Origin of the sequence: Rhodococcus sp. SBT000017 (assembly GCF_003688915.1) — a bacterium.
GTDB lineage: Bacteria > Actinomycetota > Actinomycetes > Mycobacteriales > Mycobacteriaceae > Rhodococcoides.
Genome location: NZ_REFU01000001.1, coordinates 3,062,380 through 3,080,034, shown reverse-complemented (window position 1 = coordinate 3,080,034; position 17,655 = coordinate 3,062,380). Strand labels below are relative to the sequence as shown.

Below are 17,655 nucleotides of genomic sequence, written 5' to 3'. Positions count from 1 at the left end.
TTCACGAAAGCGACCAGCGTCAGCGGCTGCCGTACTCAACCTGGTTCAGCAAGGACGAGTCGGCGTTTCCGGAGCGATCGATATCCGGACGAGAGTTGTCGGCTGCAGCTGCGGTGACTCCGAAGACGACGCCCGCACCCAGTACGGCTCCGACGACGGCGGCAATGACACCCGGGACAGCAAACTTCATCTCGGTTCTCCAGTCAGTCGGCTCAGGAAAGAAGCGGGCGAGGTGGACCCCCACGCGGGCATCACGGTATCACTCGCACCCGCCCATCAGGCCGGTGGACGCGTTACTTGCCGGGCGGAACGATCAGGACGGGCCGATGGCTGTGCCGCAGTACATGCTCGGCCACCGAACTCTGGAGCAGCGCACGAAGACCGGTGGTGCCTCTGGTGCCGGTGACGATGATGTCGACGTTCATCTCGTCGGCCTTCTCCACGATCGCGCTCCAGATGGCGGTGGTGCATTCGGTGCACTGGCCCTCCACCTTCAGGCCTGCGGCCTCGGCCAGCGCGACGCCCTCGCTGTTGGTCACTTTCGCGTCGGTGAGCGCAACGTCCTCGGCCTCGTCGTCGGGAACCCATTCGGGTTGCATGACGCCGGAGAGTCCGGACATTCGAGCGGCCTGACGCACCATCGGCTCCCACGCGGTGACGACGATCGCGCGCGAGGTGGTGAGAAATCGGCCTGCGTAGTCGATCGCACGCTTGGCATTGTCGGAGCCGTCGTAGGCAATGAGTATGAGGTCTGCGGTCATGGTTCGAGGTCCTCCTCATGTCGCGTTCGTCCAGATTACCCTCACCCCTCGTCGGATCGATGTGGGTTTCAGTCGGTCGGAGTGCAACAAAGGCGCATCGATCCGAACCCCGGGTGGGCAGCGACACCGACGATCTCGGCTACCGTCGTATTCCATGCGACTTCGGTTTTCGGTTCGGTCCGCTGCGGTGATGACGGTCGGTGTCGGCCTCTTGGTTTCGTGCTCCACCGAGTCTGCGCAGGTCGCATCCACACAGTCGGCGGCCCCTGCGTCGACGACCACCCCCGTCGACACGACGGTGCCGCAACCGGTGCCGCCCGTCGACGGCTGCGTTGCGTTCGTCGATGGATTGTCGGAGCGGCAGCGGCTCGCTCAGTTGCTCACCGTCGGAGTCACCGGAACTGCGGATGCGGTGCAGATCATGTCCACCGAGCAGGTCGGCGGCATCTTCGTCGGCAGTTGGACCGACGAGTCGATGCTCGGCAATCGGGAAGTACCGCAGGTGTTCGACGCCTCCGTGGTGGCTCCGATGGTGACGATCGACGAAGAGGGCGGGCGGGTTTCGCGGGTCGCGGATCTGTTGGGAGTTGCCCCGTCGGCGCGGGAGTTGGCGCAGACGGTGTCGGTGGACGAGGCGTATTCGATGGCGTTGACGCGTGGTCAGGGGTTGAAGGATCTCGGCGTCACCGTCGACTTCGCTCCGGTGGTCGACGTGAGCAGTCAGCCTGCTGATTCCGTCATCGGAGACAGGTCGTTCTCCGACGATCCGCAGGTCGTGATCGAGTACGCGGGGGCGTACGCGCGGGGTCTGGAAGACGCGGGTGTCAAGCCCGTCATCAAGCACTTCCCCGGGCACGGTTCGGGTTCGGGCGACTCGCACACCGGCGCGGTGACGACCCCGTCGCTCGACGAGTTGAAGACCAAGGATCTGTTGCCGTTCGCGGCGCTGAACAACTCCGGCGTCGGCGTCATGGTCGGGCACCTCGATGTGCCCGGACTGACCGAGCCGGGTGTGCCGGCGAGCATCAGCCCGGCGACGATGGCGTTGTTGCGCGATGGCGTCGGATACGGTGCCGCGCCGTTCGACGGCCCGATCTTCACCGACGACCTCAGTGGCATGGCGGCGATCACGGCGCGACTCGGAATCGTCGACGCGGTCGAGGCGGCGTTGGTCGCGGGAGCCGATGTGGCGCTGTGGCTCACCACCGATCAGGTGCCCGCGGTGTTGGACAATCTCGAAGACGCGGTGGCGACGGGACGCCTGCCGGCGGCTCAGGTGGACGAGGCCGCAGCGACGGTTGCTCGGTTCAAGGGGGCGTGCGGGGCCTGATTGCGCGGTACTGGACCTTACTGTGGAGTAACGTCTAGTACTTCGTACGTATTGGAGGGTCCATGGCTGGCGGCACCAAAAGATTGCCCCGCGCCGTCCGCGAGCAGCAGATGCTCGACGCGGCGGTGGATGTGTTCTCCGACAACGGGTTTCATGAGACGTCGATGGATTCGATCGCCAAGAAGGCGGCCATCTCCAAGCCGATGCTCTACCTGTACTACGGGTCGAAGGACGAGTTGTTCGCCGCGTGCATCCACCGCGAGGGCGTCAAGTTCGTCGAGGCCCTGACTCCCGCTGCAGATCCGACGCTGACGCCGCGCGAGCAGTTGCGCAAGGCTCTGATCGGATTCCTCGGATTCGTCGGCGAGAACCGGAAGTCGTGGATGGTGCTCTACCGCCAGGCCATCGGTCAGCAGGCGTTCGCCTCACAGGTGCAGAGCAGCCGAGATCGTCTGATCGAGCTGACGGCCGGTCTGCTCGCGATGAGCACGAGAGATCCGGAACATTCACAGAATTTCGGGCTGATGGCCGTCGCACTGGTCGGGGCGGGCGAGGCTGTGGCCGACAGAGTGGCAGGCGGCGAAATCGAGGTCGACGCGGCCGCGGACCTGCTGGAGAATCTGGCGTGGCGCGGCCTGGCCGGAAAGAAAACCGCCACCACCTGAGACGCCGAACTCGAAGTTGTGGACGGAAATCCGGGGAAATCCGTCCACAACTTCGAGTTCGAGCCGGTTACCGCAGGGTTCCCGTCAGATGCGGGTAGCCCTTCTTCGGGTTCTTCAGCGACAGGTCCCAGCCGGTGCCGACGGCCTCGGCGTAGGCGTTCACCGTCGCGGGCAGGACGATCGGCTTGCCGAAGCGGATGCTGTAGTTCACAGCTTCCGGGATTCGACCCTCGACGGTCTGCAGGACGGCTGCCGCGCTCCACATGCCGTGCGCGATGGTCTTCGGGAACCCGAATGCCTTTGCGCCCAGCGAGGATACGTGAATCGGGTTGCGGTCTCCGGAGATTGCCGCGTACCGGCTGATGATCCGCTGGTCGACGCGCAGGGTGCGGGTCGGGGGCGGCGGAACCTCGTCGGCGGGCGGTGCCTCGCGGGGTCCACCGGACAGTGACGTCTTCTGCAGGCTCAGGAAGCTCGAAGTCTGCTTCCAGACCAGTTCGCGTCCTACCTTGACCTCACTGATCAGGTCGACGAGCAAGCCCTTGCGGTGCTCGCGCAGGTTCTCCGCGTGCACTCGCACGTCCAGCGGCTCGGAGGACGAGATGCCACGGAACTGCTCGATGACGTTCTCGGCGTGTACCGAACCGATGGCGGCGAACGGAAAGCCCTTGGACACCATCAGTTTCATCACCGTCGGGAAGACGAGGGTGAAGGGGTAGGTCACCGGGAGCTGATCGCCGAATCGCAGCCCCGTCGCGCGGCAGTACCCGGCAAGGTTGTCGGGGTCCACTCGCAGACCCTCGAGCTCGTACACCGTGCTGGGAACCGAAGAAGACCTGGATCCGAAGAACGGCAGCGCGCCGAGCGCCGCCGAAGTGTAGATGTCGGACGTCTTCGGCTGCGCGGTGAGCGTGACGGTGCTCATGCGCCGAGCAGGCTCTGGCCGCACACGCGCACGACCTGCCCGGTGACGGCGTTGGATGCGGGAGAAGCGAAGTACGAGACCAACTCTGCGACGTCGACGGTCTCGCCGCCCTGCAGCAGCGAGCTCATGCGTCGTCCGGCCTCGCGGGTGGCGAACGGAATCGCGGCCGTCATCGCGGTCTCGATGAAGCCGGGAGCGACGGCGTTGATGGTGATGTTCTTCTTCGCCAGCACCGGTGCGGACGCGTGCACCAGGCCGATGACGCCGGCCTTGGACGTGCCGTAGTTGGTCTGGCCGCGGTTGCCCGCGATACCCGCGATGGAGGAGACGTCGATGACGCGGCCGCCGTCCTTGAGCGCGCCGGATGCGACGAGCTCGTCGGTGATGCGCTGCGGGGCAGCTAGATTGACGCCGATGACCGAGTTCCAGCGGGCGTCGTCCATGTTGGCGAGGGTCTTGTCGCGGGTGATGCCTGCGTTGTGCACGATGATGTCTGCGCCGCCGTGACGCTCGAGGAGGTGCTTCGAGAGGACCTCTCCGGCGTCGGGTGAGGTGACGTCGAGTGCGAGCGAGGTGCCGCCGACCTTGTTGGCGGTCTGCGAGAGTGCTTCTCCGGCAGCGGGAATGTCGGCTGCGATGACGGTGGCTCCGTCGCGCGCGAGGACCTCGGCGATGGTGGCACCGATACCGCGGGCGGCTCCGGTGACGACGGCGACCTTGCCTGCGAGCGGCTTGTCCCACGAGGCCGGGGCCTGTGAGTCTGCGTCACCGACGGCGATGACCTGGCCGTCGACGAATGCGGACTTGGCCGAGAGCAGGAAGCGGAGGGTGGATTCGAGGCCGGACAGGCCGGTCGACGCCTTGGGGGAGATGTAGACGAGCTGCGCGGTGGCTCCGCGCTTGACCTCTTTGCCGACGCTGCGCGTGAAGCCTTCGAGGGCGCGCTGAGCGATGTGCTCGTCGACGCTCGAGGTCTCTTCGGGCGTGGTGCCGATAACGACGACGCGAGCGGACGGTGCCAGGTTGCGGATGACCGGCTGGAAGAATTTGAAGAGCTGCTCGAGCTCGGCGACGTTGCCGATGCCGGTGGCGTCGAACACCAGTCCGCCGTGCTTGTCGTCGTGCGGCTGCGACTGCGGGTAATCCGAGAGCAGCTCACGCAGCGGCTCGACGAGGCGGCCACTGCCGCCGATCAGGACCGGCCCGGCCAGCGGCGGCTCGCCTGCCTTGTAGCGGCGCAGCTTCTCGGGCTGCGGCAGGCCGGCCTGCTTGGCGATGAAGGCTCCCGGCGCGGACGCGAGGAACGTTGAGTAGAGATCTGGGGCTCCCTTGGAGGCTGCCACTGTCGTACCTTTCATTCAGCGCTGCTCGCTCGAGGAGCGAGGCGCACGACCGGGTGTCGACAACCAACTTACTCGCCAGTAAGATGAAACTCCACCAGGGCCTTTTTCGACGATGTTTGGAGACGTCAGTGACAAGCAAGCAGCTACGACCGGTCGCAATCGTCGGTGGCAACCGCATTCCTTTCGCGCGCTCGGACAAGAAGTACGCGCTGGCGTCCAACCAGGACATGCTCACCGCGACCATCGACGGGCTGGTCTCGCGATTCGGTCTGCAGGGCGAGCGCCTGGGCCTCGTCGCCGCCGGTGCCGTCCTCAAGCACTCACGCGATTTCAACCTCACTCGCGAGGTCGTACTCGGCAGCGCATTGAGCCCGTACACCCCGGCCTTCGACATCCAGCAGGCCTGCGGCACCGGCCTTCAGTCGATCATCGCCGTCGGCGACGCCATCGCATCGGGCCGCATCGATGCCGGCATCGGTGGCGGTGTCGACACCACGTCCGACGCTCCGATCGGTGTCAACGACGAACTGCGTGAGTTCCTGCTTTCGCTGAACCGGGCCAAGAGCACCACCGACCGCATCAAGCTTCTCGGTAACGTCCGTCCCGGCATGCTCGGTATCGAGATCCCGCGCAACGGCGAACCGCGCACCGGCCTGTCGATGGGTGACCACGCCGCCATCACCGCCAAGGAATTCGGCGTCCGCCGCGAGGACCAGGACGAACTGGCCGCAGCGAGCCACAAGAACATGGCAGCCGCATACGACCGCGGTTTCTTCGACGATCTGGTGACGCCGTTCCTCGGCCTGACTCGCGACGACAACCTGCGTCCGGGATCGACCGTGGAGAAGCTCGCGACGCTCAAGCCGGTCTTCGGAACCAAGCTGGGCGACGCAACCATGACGGCAGGCAACTCGACGCCGCTGACCGACGGTGCGTCGGCTGCCCTGCTGTCGAGTGACGAGTGGGCTGCCGAGCGCAACCTGCCGGTGCTCGCGCATCTGGTCGATTCCGAAACCGCAGCAGTCGATTACGTCCACGGCAACGGATCGTTCAAGGACGGTCTGCTGATGGCTCCGACCTACGCGATTCCGCGTCTGCTCGCGCGCAACGGCCTGACGCTGCAGGACTTCGACTACTACGAGATCCACGAGGCGTTCGCTTCGGTGGTGCTCGCAACTCTGCAGGCATTCGAGAGCGACGAGTACTGCAAGGAGCGGCTCGGCCTCGACGCTGCGCTCGGTTCCATCGATCGCAGCAAGCTCAACGTCAACGGCTCCTCGCTCGCCGCGGGTCACCCGTTCGCTGCAACCGGCGGACGCATCGTGGCCTCGCTGGCGAAGATGCTGGCCGAGAAGGGCTCGGGCCGTGGCCTGATCTCGATCTGCGCGGCCGGTGGCCAGGGCGTCACGGCGATCATCGAGCGCTGACCGGCGGCAGCTTCGGCTGCTCCCAATCCGGGGGGACACAGTCCGGGGGACAGAAGGGTCGGCGGATCCGATAATCGAGGGGTTTTCGGATCTGCCGACCACCACGTGAAAAAGGGGCACGCATGCGCCGCGTGCCCCTTTTTCGTGTGATCAGCCGGGTATGCCGCTTTCCGGCGGGGTCGATTCCTCGCCCGTGTACTCCTCCACTGCCGAATCCCCGATGTCGGTCTGCAGCACCGGAGTCAGATACTCGGGTACGCCGCCGCGGATCTGGAAGACACTGGCACCGGAAATTCCGAGGTGACTTTCTTCCGAGTAGCGGAACGGGGCCAACTGCGGACCTTCGAAGTCCATGCCGCCGTCCTGGATGGCCGCGACGATGCCCTCACGGGTGGGATTCTCGCCCGCCGCCTGCAGCGCTTGGACGAATGCGTACGCCTGGCTCAGACCGTAGATGCGGTAGTTGGTCAAGGGGTCACCGGTTCCGTTCTCGGCCCAGACCTTCTGCCACAGTTGGGTCCACGGATTCTCAGGAGAGTCGACGCCCGGGATGTACTCCAGCGAGATCATCCCTTCGAGCGACTGCGCGCCGTCGGTGACCGCACCCTGGGAGAAGCGTCCGAGCAGGGAGCCGACGAGGTCGACGTCGGAACCGATCGAGCTGTAGAACCACTCGGGGTCGTAGTTGAGCCGCATGGCTGTCAGCTGGCTCAGTGCGGTGTACGAGGGAACGTTGAAGCCGAGGATCAGATCTGCTCCGGCACCTTGCAAGGCCGCGATCTGAGGTGCGACGTCGGTGTTGCCCGAGGTGTACCGCACGACCTCGACGATCTGATCGTCGAGATACTGCCGCACCGCCTCTTCGCTGTCTCGGCCGAGGTCGTCGTCCTGGAGGAACAGTCCGACCTTGGCGTCGGGTCGGTTCTTCGTCACCCAGTCACCGATGATCTTGCCCTCGACCTGGTAGTCGGGCTGCCAGCCGAAGGTATTGGGGTACTTCTCGGGGTCGTTGCCCCACATGATCGCGCCGGAGGAGACGAACAGATCCGGCACACCCTCCTCGTTGAGGAAGTCGATGACAGCGCTGTGGGTCGCTGTGCCGAGTCCGCCGACGACGGCGAACACCTCGTCCTGGAGAACCAGTTCGTTGACGACCTGGGTGGTGGTCGTCGGATCGTAGGAGTCGTCCCGAACCACGTATTCGATCTGTCGGCCGTTGATGCCTCCCGCTGCGTTGACGTAGTCGAAGTAGGCCTGTGCGCCCGTGGGGATTTCGCTGTAACCGGGCGCTGCGACCCCGGTCAACGGAAAGTGGGCACCGATCTTCACCGAGGTGTCGGTGATGCCGACCGTCGACCCTTCCGAGGATTCCGTCGTCTCTTCTCGGCCACCTGCACCACACGCCGCGGCCAACGAGACGACGGCGACGAGCGCGGTCGTTCTGAATGCCACCGATCCGAACTTTTTCATTTCATTCCTTTTCTGGTCAGACGGAACTTGCGATACGTGCCCACCAAACCCAGTGGGGCGAACAGGATGACGAGGACGGTGAAGATTCCGGTCACCAGTGGTGCGAGTTCGGCAGATTGCAGACTGCTCAGACCCAGATCGAGCCCGAGGTTGGTGACCACGGGTGGGATGTAGGTCAGCAGAACAGCCCCGATCAATGCACCGGAGAGGGTTCCCAGCCCGCCGATGACGACGGCGGAGAGCAGGGTCAGCGAGAGGGTCAGCGTGAATCCGCTCGGTGCCGCGATTCGTGCCGACATCGCCAGTACTGCACCGCCCGCGCCCGCACAGGCCGCGCTGACCACGAACGCGAGAATGCGTGCGCGCCCCAGGTCGATTCCGGCCAGTTCGGCGGCGACTTCGTCGTCTCGAACGGCCCGCCAGCGACGGCCGATCCGGCTCGACGAGGCGTTCGCCAACAGGAAGAACACGATCACCAGCAGTATCCAGCTGACATAGGCGACGAATTTCGTTCCGCTGAGCTCGTTTCCGGTGACGAAGAACATCATGTCGTCGATCAGCTCGGGCACCTTCGGTGCCGGCACGACGAGTCCCTGTTCACCGCCGAGGTAGTCCGAGAAGTACAGGGCCAGGCCCGGTACCGCGACGGCGAGCGCAAGCGTCGCACCGGCCAGGTACGGCCCGTGCAGTCGGGCGGCGGCCACACCGACCACGACACCGACCACCGCCGAGACCACGGTGGCGGCGAGCAGAACGAGGGGTACCGACCATCCCGAATCGTTGGCCCGCAACATCAATGCCGCGGTGTATGCGCCGACCGCCATGAACGCACCGTGCCCGAGCGAGAGCTGGCCGCTGAGCCCGGTCAGCACCGTCAGTCCGCCGGCTGCGATGGCCAGGTAGGCCACCGAGGTGAGTTGGCTCTGTCGGAAGGTGCTCAGAGATTCGAGGGCGAGCACGATGACGATCAATCCGATGAGGGAACCGAGGATGTGGCGTCGAACCGGTGTTGCGGTGAGGCGAGTGAGAGTTGCGTTCATGTCACACCCTCCTGGCCGCAGAGCTGGCGAACAGCCCGCTCGGTCGTAGCAGAAGCACGACGATCAGGATCACCAATGCCGCGCTGGAGACCAGATCCTGACCGAGATAGCCACTGACGAAACTGAGCCCGATGCCCATCAGCAGGCCGCCGACCACTGCTCCCGCCGGACTGTCCAGTCCGCCGAGAACCGCTGCAACGAAACCGAATACGACGATCGAGTCCATGTAGCCCGGATGCACGAGCGACCCACCTGCGATGAGGAGTCCGGCGAGCGAACCGACCACTGCGGCCAGCGCCCAACCGAGAGTGAGCATTCGACTCACGCGTACGCCGAGGAGTTTGGCGACCTCCTGCTCGAAGGCGCTCGCGCGCATCTTCAGTCCCAGATCGGTGAACCGGAAGAGCAGGATCAGCAATCCCAGGACCACGAGGACGGCGACGATCTTGAAGATGTCGTACCCGGTCAACGCTACGTTCATGTCGCCGATCCGCTGTCCGGTGAGACCGAACGGTGCAGGGAAGGAACGGAATTGGTTACCGAAGACGATGGCGGCCACCGCGTGGATGATGATGAACAACCCGAGCGTGAGAATGACCGGGTTGATGTGCGATGAGCTGTCGACGAATCGGATGACGAGTCGCTCCGTCAACGCTCCCAGTAGCAGGCCGCAGAGGAGCGCGACTCCGAATCCGATCCAGTACGAGTAGCCGGCGTCGATGACGACCAGTGCCACGTACGTGGTGATCATGGCCATCGGGGCCTGCGCGAAGTTGACGATGCGGGTCGATCGCCAGATGAGTACGAGGGCGAGCGCGAACGCGGCGTAGATCATGCCTGTGGTCACGCCGTTGATGAGGATGGTGAGCAGTTGTTGCACTGTGGCTGGCGTCCTTTCGGCTTGCTCTAGAACCCGAGATAGGCGTGTCGGAGGGCGTCGTCCCCGGCCAAGGTGTCGGCGGGACCTTCTACCGCGACCTTGCCCAGATCGAGGACGACGGCATGTTCGGCGATCGACAGCGCACTGCGGGCGTTCTGTTCGACGAGCACGACGGTCATCGACTCGGAGTCGACGAGTCCGCGCAGCGTCTCGAATATCTGCGCGGCGACTTTCGGTGCGAGTCCGAGAGACGGTTCGTCGAGCAGAAGCACCGACGGTGTCGCCATCAGCGCTCGGCCGATCACGAGCATCTGTCGCTCTCCGCCGGACAGGGTGTGTGCCGAGGATGCCCGACGACCGGTCAGGGGCGGAAACATGTCGTAGATACGGTCGAGGGTGACGGCGTCGTGACTTCGGTTGCGTCCCATCGCGCCGAGTCGAAGATTCTCGTCGACGGTCAACTCGGCGATGACGCCCCGACCCTCGGGAACGTGCGCAAGACCTTTGCGGGACATGCGGTCCGGTGCCACGCCGACGATGTCGACCCCGGCGAGTTCGATCCTCCCCGACACCGGTTTCAGCAATCCCGAGATGGTGCGCAGCAGAGTCGTCTTGCCTGCTCCGTTCGCGCCGAGTACGGCCGTGACAGCTCCGGCCGTGACGGTCATCGACACCGAGTCGAGGGCGGTGACCGGTCCGTATCGAACGGTCAGATCGGTGATCGTCAGGTGCGCCGCGTCAGTTCTCATGTGCCACTTCGTTTCCGAGGTATGCAGCGAGCACGGCCGGATCCTCGCGAATCTCGTCGGGCGTTCCCTGCGCGATGACCTTGCCGAAATCCAGCACGTAGATCCGGTCGCACACACTCATGACGAGATCCATGTGATGCTCGACGAGCATGATCGATGTGGCCGGTCTTTCCGGTTCGGAATCCGGTGAGGGGGCAGGAGTGGAGCCTGCGGAACGACCCGGTGAGGAAGCGAGAGAGCGGATCTCGTCGCCGAGTTCGCTCATTTCGTCACTGGACAGACCCGAGGCGGGTTCGTCCAGCAGTAGCAGTGTCGGTTCACTCACCAGGGCGCGTGCGAGTGCGACGCGTTTGCGCACCGCGTACGGCAGGCTCGGTGGCAATCGGTGCGCATGGCCGTCGATCCGCAAGCGTTCGAGGGTGGCCATCGCGGTGGAGCGGACCGCGGCATCGTCGGAGGCACTCGACGGTAGGCCGAGCAGGCCCGCGAGGATTCCGGTCTTCGCTGTTCGATCGGCACCGACCATGACGTTGTCCAGAACCGTCATCCGATCGAACAGTCCGAGTCCCTGGAGAGTTCGGCTCATGCCGAGCCGGGGTAGGTCGTGCGGTCGTAGACGGGTCAACGTTTCGCCGTGTCGTCCGAGCGTTCCCGATTGCGGACGAACGAGTCCGCACGCAACGTTGAACAGCGTCGTCTTGCCTGCACCGTTGGGCCCGATGACGCCGAGAACTTCGCCGGGTCGCACCTCGAGACTGACTCCGGACAGCGCGACGATTCCGCCGAAGGACACTTCGACGTCCGTCATGGTGAGGACCGGGTCCTTCGTGTCGATAGCGTTCAAGTGATCCACCTCACAATCTGTTGCGTCCACTATGGTGCGTTTCGCACAACGGGCGATATGGGCGCTGCGCACAGAATGTTTGGGTGCCTGGGCACCAGTAACGGTCAAATCGACCTGCCATGTGGGCTCAGTGCGCAAAACTGAGCAGGTGGGTGCCCCCGATGGTCGACGCGCATCGGCGCGTTCGGCTGCCCGGGGAGCGGTGACGGACGCCGACCAGGAGCAGATTCGACGTGCATGGGCAGCCCTGACGTCGCGAGCGGATTCGATCGCGGACTCCATCACGCTGGCGTTGATCGAGCAGGAACCCGCCTACCTGGCCAGCTCCACTCCGGACATCGCAGGCGAGATTCGGCGCAGCACTCGCGAGCACATCAATCAAGGTCTCCGCACCCTGTCGGGGCTGCCCGCCGCGGGTGACAACGCGCGCGAGGTGTGGCGTCGTACCGGCAGAGAGCGCGCACGCCAAGGAATTCCGATGGAACTGGTACTCAAGGCGTACACGCTGGGGAGTCGGACGCTGTGGGAGGAGCTGATGCTCGAGCGCGAGCAGTGCCGAACCAGCATCGACGAGCATCTGCTGCTCGTGGCGGGTCAGCAGCTGTGGCGCGCGCTCGACAGCCAGTACGAAACCCTCGTCGAGGCATACCGGCAGGAAAGCGCGCGGATGCAGCAGCGCGATCTCGCCAACGTTCTGGTGATACTCGACGGCCTTCGATCGGGGCGCGGCGGTGATCCGGCGTTCGTCATGGAAGCACGTGCCACCCTTGGCCTTTCGGCATCACAGCAGATCGCGTGTGTCGTCGGTCCGCTCGACGACCAAGGGTCGCCGCCGCTCCCGGCACCCGAGGACGCGTTGGATCAGATCGGTGCGGTCTCGCATTGGAACACCAGGGACGGCCACCAGTTCGCGCTCGTCGCACTCGGAACGGGATCGTGGCACTCCGTCGTCGACGCCCTCGCTGCCAAGGCCGTCGGGCCTGTGGGGGTCGCGCATTCGCCCGAGGGCCTGTCGTCGTTCGCTGCGGCGTATCGGCTCGCGGCATTGACGGCCGAGACCATCACCGAAGACAGCGGCGTGGCTCTGGCGACGGACCGACTGCCCCGCGTGATCATGGCGGCCGACGACCGATCGTCGGAGTTGCTGGTGCGCCACGCTCTGGGAAAACTGTGGACGCACCCGGAGCCGCATCGAGGAACGCTGCTCGACACCCTGGCCCACATGCTCGCGTCGGACGGCTCGCCCACCAACGCCGCCAAGGCGCTCTACTGCCATCGAAACACCGTGATCTACCGGGTCCACCGCATCGAGGAGTTGACCGGGCATGATCTGACCGATCCGCGAGATCGGCTCCTGCTCACTCTCGCGCTGGTCAGGACGGGACATTGGGCCCGAGCCGTCGGGCAAGGGGACAGTTCGACGGCCCGCGGATCATTCAACCGAATGAATTGACGAGACAATTTTGCAGTCGTTGTAACGGCGTGGCGTGGTGTGCATATATTCCCAGTGGCTCCGTGCTGCTGCCTGACCCCCGACCCGGCAGCAGCGCGGGGCCTTTCTCGTCGCTGTGCCGATGGTCTCCGGAGTGAGCGTCACCGTTCGGTTTGCGTAAGCTCGTGCGAGGGGTACGCCGTGCAGAAGGGCGGAACAACAACCAACGGTGGTCCTGGAAGGGTCGAACGTGAGCGAGGGCAACAGTAGGTCGGGTGACGCGCCCAACGGTGCCGAACCGAAACCCGATGTACCGCCGTACGACGCTCCCACAGAGGTCTTCGGTGCGGTCCGCGACGAGACGGACGCTCCGAAGCATTCGTCCGAGGCGGAGCAGGTTCCGGAAGCCGAGGCCGAGCAGCCTTCCGGCGCGGAAGCCGATGTCGATGGGCCGGGGTCGGGCGATGGAGGTTCGGGCGATGCTGGGTCGGTAGACGAAGATCCGGTGGCCGAAGACCCGGTAACCGCAGATCCGGTCGTCGACGATGCCGAGGCCACCGAAGCCCACGCCGCTGCCGTCGTGCCGGGGGACGCCGAGCCCGATTCGATCCCGGCCCCGGAGCAGCCGCCCGCAGCCGACGAATCGCCGACCATCGCGCAGCCTGTAGTCCCCGCACAACCTGTCGCCGCCGCGGAACCTGTTGTGCCTGCTCAGCCCGATGTTCCTGCAGAGACAGAGGTCTCTCCCCAATCCGAATCGCCGGTCCAGCCACCCGTGATTCCGCCGGAGGGCGGCTCGCCGCAGCCCGCCGACGGGTCCGGGTTCGTGCCGCCGTGGCGGAAGATCGCGATCGGGACCGGCGCGGTGGTAGCGGTTCTCACGCTGCTGTACGCGGCGGATTGGATCACCTCCAGCGACCGAGTGCCACGCGGCGTCACCGTCGCCGGGATCGAGGTCGGCGGCAAGAGCCACTCCGACGCCGAAGCTCTCTTGCGTTCGGAGTTGGGTGCCCGCGCCGAGCAACCAGTATCGGTCGACGTCGGCGATCGACAGGTCGAGGTACTCCCGGCCGCTGCCGGTCTCGGTGTGGACTGGAACGCGACGCTCGACCGCGCCGGATCACAGCCGATCAATCCGATCACTCGGCTGACGTCGTTGTTCGGCAGCCGCGAGATCGGCGTCGTGTCGACCACCGACGAGCAAGCACTCACTGCTGCCGTCGACGGACTGCGCGTCGAGACCGACCGCGAGCCCGTCGAAGGTGACATCGTGTTCGACGGCAGCACACCGATTGCCGTCGCGCCGCTGTCCGGCCGGGTACTCGACGCCGACGGGACGCGGCGAAACCTGCAGGCCGAATGGGCCTCGGGCGCAACGGAAGCGGTCTACGAAACAACACCCGTCACGGTGACCCAGGACGCCGTGGATCGCGCCTTCGCCGACATCGCCGCTCCTGCGGTCGAGGCACCGGTGACCGTAGCGGGCCGGCAGGACGTCGAGGCGATCCTCCCGACGGATCGTGTGGGCGAGGTTCTGCGTTTCGACCCGGACGGCCAGGGCGGACTGACCCCGATCTACGACACCGACGTCGCCATAGGCATTCTCGCGCCGCAACTCGTGCGCACCGAGATACCGCCGACGGACGCGTCGTTCACCTTCTCCGGCGGTGCCCCGACCGTCGTTCCCGGAGAGATGGGCGAGCTGGTCGAGTGGCGCAAGACTCTCGAGCAACTGCCCGCGCTGCTGTCCGCCGACGGACCCCGCACCACCGAGGCGATCTACGAACCTGCCCCGCCCGCTCTCACCACCGAAGCCGCGCAGAATCTCGGTGTGCGAGAAGTGATCGCCGAGTACGCCACCGGTGGGTTCGAGTACGCGTCGGGCGTCAATATCGGGCTGACGGCGCAGATCGTGAACGGTGCGCTCGTGAAGCCGAAAGAAACGTTCTCGCTCAACGGGTACACCGGTCCCCGAGGCACCGCGCAGGGCTTCGTGGAGTCGGGGATCATCGACAACGGTCGACCCGATCGCGCGGTCGGCGGCGGCATCAGCCAGTTCGCGACGACGCTCTACAACGCGTCGTACTTCGCCGGCATGGAAGACACCGACCACACCGAACACAGCTACTACATCAGCCGATACCCCGAGGCGCGCGAGGCGACGGTCTTCGAGGGTGCCATCGACCTGAAGTTCACCAATCCGAACGACACCGGCGTGGTCATCCAATCGTTCGCCGACTCGTCCAGCGTCACCGTGCGACTGTGGGGAACGAAAACGGTCGACGTCGAATCGATCACCGGTTCGCGAACCAATTTCACCTCACCCAACACGGTGACATTGCCCGCAGGCGCAGGCTGCGTCGCGTCCGGCGGAGGCCAGGGATTCACCGCCAGCGACACCAGGGTGATCAGCGATGCCGCGTCGGGCAGAGAAATTTCGCGGAACACCAGAACGGTGAAGTACGACCCGATCCCCATCGTGCGGTGCGTCCAGCCCGATCGCCCGGACCCGGCCCCGGCACCCGCAGCGGATCCCGCCCCGGAACCGGACGAAGACGAGTGATGCCGCAACCGCGAGTCGGCAGTTCGAATCATGTCGATTCGGACTGTGGCGTCGCCGCCCGATCGGGTGTTTGCTTGCACTAGGTGTTCGCTCGATGCAATTGTGCCCACGCGGGGGGTGCACCACGAGATCGAAAGGGGAGCTTCGTCCATGACGCTCACACGTACCGTCCTCGATCAGCAGACGCTTCGTGAGGCTTACGCGCAGTTCCCGAGCGGCGTCGTCGCAATCGCCGCGAAGATCGACGGCGTCCTGGTGGGCTTGGCGGCCAGCAGCTTCGTATCGGTGTCCATCGACCCGCCACTCGTCGCGGTGTGCATCCAGAACACGTCGACGACATGGCCGAAACTCGAATTGGCACCCAATATCGGCGTCAGCGTTCTCGGCGAGGCACACAACGACGCCGTCCGTACCCTGGCAGCCAAAACCGGTGACCGCTTCGCCGGCCTCGATCTCACCGTCACCGACGGGGGCGCAGCCTTCATCGTCGGTGCCACCGCATGGCTCGACACCACCATCGAGCAGCAAATCCCTGCAGGCGATCACGCAATAGTGTTGCTGCGCATACATTCCCTGGACGTGCAAAGCGAAGTGAACCCAATCGTGTTCCACGGCAGCAAGTTCCGGAAACTGCAGCAATAGCGGCTGGTCGATTCGCTCCTGCTGGGCTCCGCTTCGCTCCTGCTCGGCTCGGCTCCTCAGGGCTCGGCCAATTCGGCTTTGTTCGGCCCCTGCGGCTCCCAGTCTTCGCAAACGCGCGCGCATTTGCTGAACGCGCGCGAAATGGTGACCGTATGACGGGCGATTCTGCGCGCATCTGGCAAACGCGCGCGCGTTTGTGGTCCGGTGACTCGTGTCGGCCGTCGACGCTGGGCCCGGTATGTGTTGCGCCGCCGACGCGCTCGGTGTTCGGATCTCCCCGGTACCCGTTCGGCCCCTGTCTTCGCAAACGCGCGCGCATTTGCTGAACGCGCGCGAAATGGTGACCGTATGGTGCGCGATTCCGCGCGCACCTGACAAATGCGCGCGCGTTTGCGTGGCGGACGGCGTGGCGAACTGGTACCCCCGTACCTGTATTCATCCACAGGTCCGAAGTTGTGCACAGGCGGCCAGTTTCGTCCTCGGGTCGCTGCACGTGTAGCCGAGACTCGGAGAATGAAGGATGACCGAATGGTGCGACGCTCGGAGGCGCTTGCCGACGGCCGTGCCGATCACGAGTTGCGAGCACTCTATGAACGCGAGGGCTGGGAGCGTCTGGTGAACGGCGTCTACGTTCCCTCGTCCAGGCTCGCCGGCCTGTCGGAGCGGGAACGGCATCGGCTGTTGATCGACGCCATATTGCCGACGATTGCGGAGGGCAGCGCAGTGAGTCACCGTTCGGCGGCGCTACTGCACGGATTGCCTTTGCCCACTGGCGGATTCCACAGGGTCCACGTCACGCGACATCGCCGCGGCGGAGGTCGCACGAACGCGTCGGTGATTGTGCACTGTGCCCCGTGGGTGCCGTACGCGACCGTCGACGGCATTCCTGTGACCTCGTTGGCGCGGACGGTTGTCGACCTAGCCCGCACTGAGCCCCTTGTCTCGGCGGTGATCGCAGGTGACGCGGCTCTGAAGCGCTGCGATCCGGAGGAGCTCGGCGCGGAGTTGCAGCGTGCTCGGGGATGGAAAGGTGTGGCGCAGGCGCGACGAGCCGTGTCCCTCATGGACGGGCGGAGTGAAAACCCCGGCGAGTCGCAGAGTCGAATCATCCTGCGCGAGAGTGGATTCGACGTGGAGTCCCAGGTAGAGATCCTGGATGAGGATGGGCGGCTGCTGGCGCGGATCGACTGGCTGGTCGATGGCGTCGTCGTATGCGAGTTCGATGGTAAAGCCAAGTACACCAAATACTTACGGCAGGATGAGAACCCCGGCGACGTGGTGTTCAGGGAGAAGGTACGGGAGGACGCGGTGCGCGATCTCGGCTATCCCGTGGTGCGCTGGACCTGGGCAGACCTGGCGAATCCGGCGGAGTTGGTGGCGCGTGTTGCCCGAGCGGTGGAGCGGGCTGCTGCCCTGCCGCCACCGCGAGGGAGCGTGCGGGGCACGCCGTGTGGCCCGCAAACGCGCGCGCATTCGCCGAACGCGCGCGAAATTGCCTGAGGATCCCGCAGAAAGCGCGCGCATCTGACAAACGCGCGCGCTTTTGCGGCAGCCGAAGTCTCGCAACGATGCCCCACCAACAAT

At 65.3% G+C, this 17,655-nt stretch carries 16 protein-coding genes; 7 read left to right on the top strand and 9 right to left on the bottom strand.

Annotated elements, in window-relative coordinates; genetic code table 11:
* Window positions 1–19: 19 nt before the first annotated feature.
* Both AYK61_RS14340 and AYK61_RS14335 read right to left on the bottom strand, forming a co-directional pair.
* A complete protein-coding gene (locus tag AYK61_RS14340) occupies window positions 20–190 on the bottom strand; it encodes a DUF2613 domain-containing protein (RefSeq protein WP_082073827.1) in 171 nt (56 codons plus the stop codon).
* 103 nt (window positions 191–293) lie between these two features.
* Window positions 294–761 (bottom strand): universal stress protein, encoded by a 468-nt coding sequence (locus AYK61_RS14335; RefSeq protein WP_027495380.1) that lies wholly within the window; start codon window positions 759–761, stop codon window positions 294–296.
* A 154-nt stretch (window positions 762–915) separates the two neighbouring features.
* On the opposite strand from AYK61_RS14335, the gene AYK61_RS14330 reads away from it, so the two are divergent.
* The gene (locus AYK61_RS14330) at window positions 916–2,091 is read left to right on the top strand and encodes a glycoside hydrolase family 3 N-terminal domain-containing protein (protein WP_121871262.1); all 1,176 of its coding nucleotides are present in this window, start codon (window positions 916–918) and stop codon (window positions 2,089–2,091) included.
* A 62-nt stretch (window positions 2,092–2,153) separates the two neighbouring features.
* A complete protein-coding gene (locus AYK61_RS14325) occupies window positions 2,154–2,756 on the top strand; it encodes a TetR/AcrR family transcriptional regulator (RefSeq protein ID WP_121871261.1) in 603 nt (200 codons plus the stop codon).
* A gap of 67 nt (window positions 2,757–2,823) precedes the next feature.
* On the opposite strand, the gene AYK61_RS14320 is transcribed toward AYK61_RS14325, so the two are convergent.
* Both AYK61_RS14320 and AYK61_RS14315 read right to left on the bottom strand, forming a co-directional pair.
* A complete protein-coding gene (locus AYK61_RS14320; RefSeq protein ID WP_121871260.1) occupies window positions 2,824–3,681 on the bottom strand; it encodes a MaoC/PaaZ C-terminal domain-containing protein in 858 nt (285 codons plus the stop codon).
* Window positions 3,678–5,024: a 3-oxoacyl-ACP reductase gene (locus tag AYK61_RS14315; RefSeq protein WP_121872753.1), complete on the bottom strand. Its 1,347-nt coding sequence runs from the start codon at window positions 5,022–5,024 to the stop codon at window positions 3,678–3,680. The genes AYK61_RS14320 and AYK61_RS14315 overlap by 4 nt, the downstream gene beginning before the upstream one ends.
* Before the next feature lie 83 nt (window positions 5,025–5,107).
* Here AYK61_RS14315 and AYK61_RS14310 point away from each other — a divergent pair, with 83 nt between their 5' ends.
* Window positions 5,108–6,451 (top strand): acetyl-CoA C-acetyltransferase, encoded by a 1,344-nt coding sequence (locus tag AYK61_RS14310; protein ID WP_121871259.1) that lies wholly within the window; start codon window positions 5,108–5,110, stop codon window positions 6,449–6,451.
* 150 nt (window positions 6,452–6,601) lie between these two features.
* Here AYK61_RS14310 and AYK61_RS14305 read toward each other — a convergent pair whose 3' ends face one another.
* From AYK61_RS14305 to AYK61_RS14285, 5 genes are read right to left on the bottom strand one after another with little or no spacing between them, the layout of a single operon-like run.
* Entirely contained in the window at window positions 6,602–7,921 is a 1,320-nt protein-coding gene (locus tag AYK61_RS14305; protein WP_121871258.1) for an ABC transporter substrate-binding protein, read from the bottom strand.
* Window positions 7,918–8,961, bottom strand: a complete 1,044-nt coding sequence (locus tag AYK61_RS14300) for a branched-chain amino acid ABC transporter permease (RefSeq protein WP_121871257.1) — start codon at window positions 8,959–8,961, stop codon at window positions 7,918–7,920. The genes AYK61_RS14305 and AYK61_RS14300 overlap by 4 nt, the downstream gene beginning before the upstream one ends.
* Window position 8,962: 1 nt before the next feature.
* Window positions 8,963–9,841, bottom strand: coding sequence for a branched-chain amino acid ABC transporter permease (locus tag AYK61_RS14295; protein ID WP_121871256.1), 879 nt, complete (start codon window positions 9,839–9,841; stop codon window positions 8,963–8,965).
* Window positions 9,842–9,867: 26 nt separating this feature from the next.
* Complete coding sequence (locus AYK61_RS14290; protein ID WP_121871255.1) at window positions 9,868–10,590, bottom strand: ABC transporter ATP-binding protein; 723 nt, start codon at window positions 10,588–10,590, stop codon at window positions 9,868–9,870.
* Window positions 10,580–11,434: an ABC transporter ATP-binding protein gene (locus tag AYK61_RS14285; protein WP_259468060.1), complete on the bottom strand. Its 855-nt coding sequence runs from the start codon at window positions 11,432–11,434 to the stop codon at window positions 10,580–10,582. The genes AYK61_RS14290 and AYK61_RS14285 overlap by 11 nt, the downstream gene beginning before the upstream one ends.
* A 148-nt stretch (window positions 11,435–11,582) precedes the next feature.
* On the opposite strand from AYK61_RS14285, the gene AYK61_RS14280 reads away from it, so the two are divergent.
* The 4 genes from AYK61_RS14280 (at window position 11,583) to AYK61_RS14265 (ending at window position 17,571) form a co-directional block, all read left to right on the top strand.
* Window positions 11,583–12,887 (top strand): helix-turn-helix domain-containing protein, encoded by a 1,305-nt coding sequence (locus AYK61_RS14280; protein WP_310886828.1) that lies wholly within the window; start codon window positions 11,583–11,585, stop codon window positions 12,885–12,887.
* A gap of 229 nt (window positions 12,888–13,116) precedes the next feature.
* Entirely contained in the window at window positions 13,117–15,429 is a 2,313-nt protein-coding gene (locus AYK61_RS14275; protein ID WP_121871254.1) for a VanW family protein, read from the top strand.
* Window positions 15,430–15,579: 150 nt separating this feature from the next.
* A complete protein-coding gene (locus tag AYK61_RS14270) occupies window positions 15,580–16,071 on the top strand; it encodes a flavin reductase family protein (protein ID WP_068049175.1) in 492 nt (163 codons plus the stop codon).
* A gap of 513 nt (window positions 16,072–16,584) precedes the next feature.
* Window positions 16,585–17,571: a hypothetical protein gene (locus AYK61_RS14265; protein ID WP_121871253.1), complete on the top strand. Its 987-nt coding sequence runs from the start codon at window positions 16,585–16,587 to the stop codon at window positions 17,569–17,571.
* Window positions 17,572–17,655: the final 84 nt, after the last annotated feature.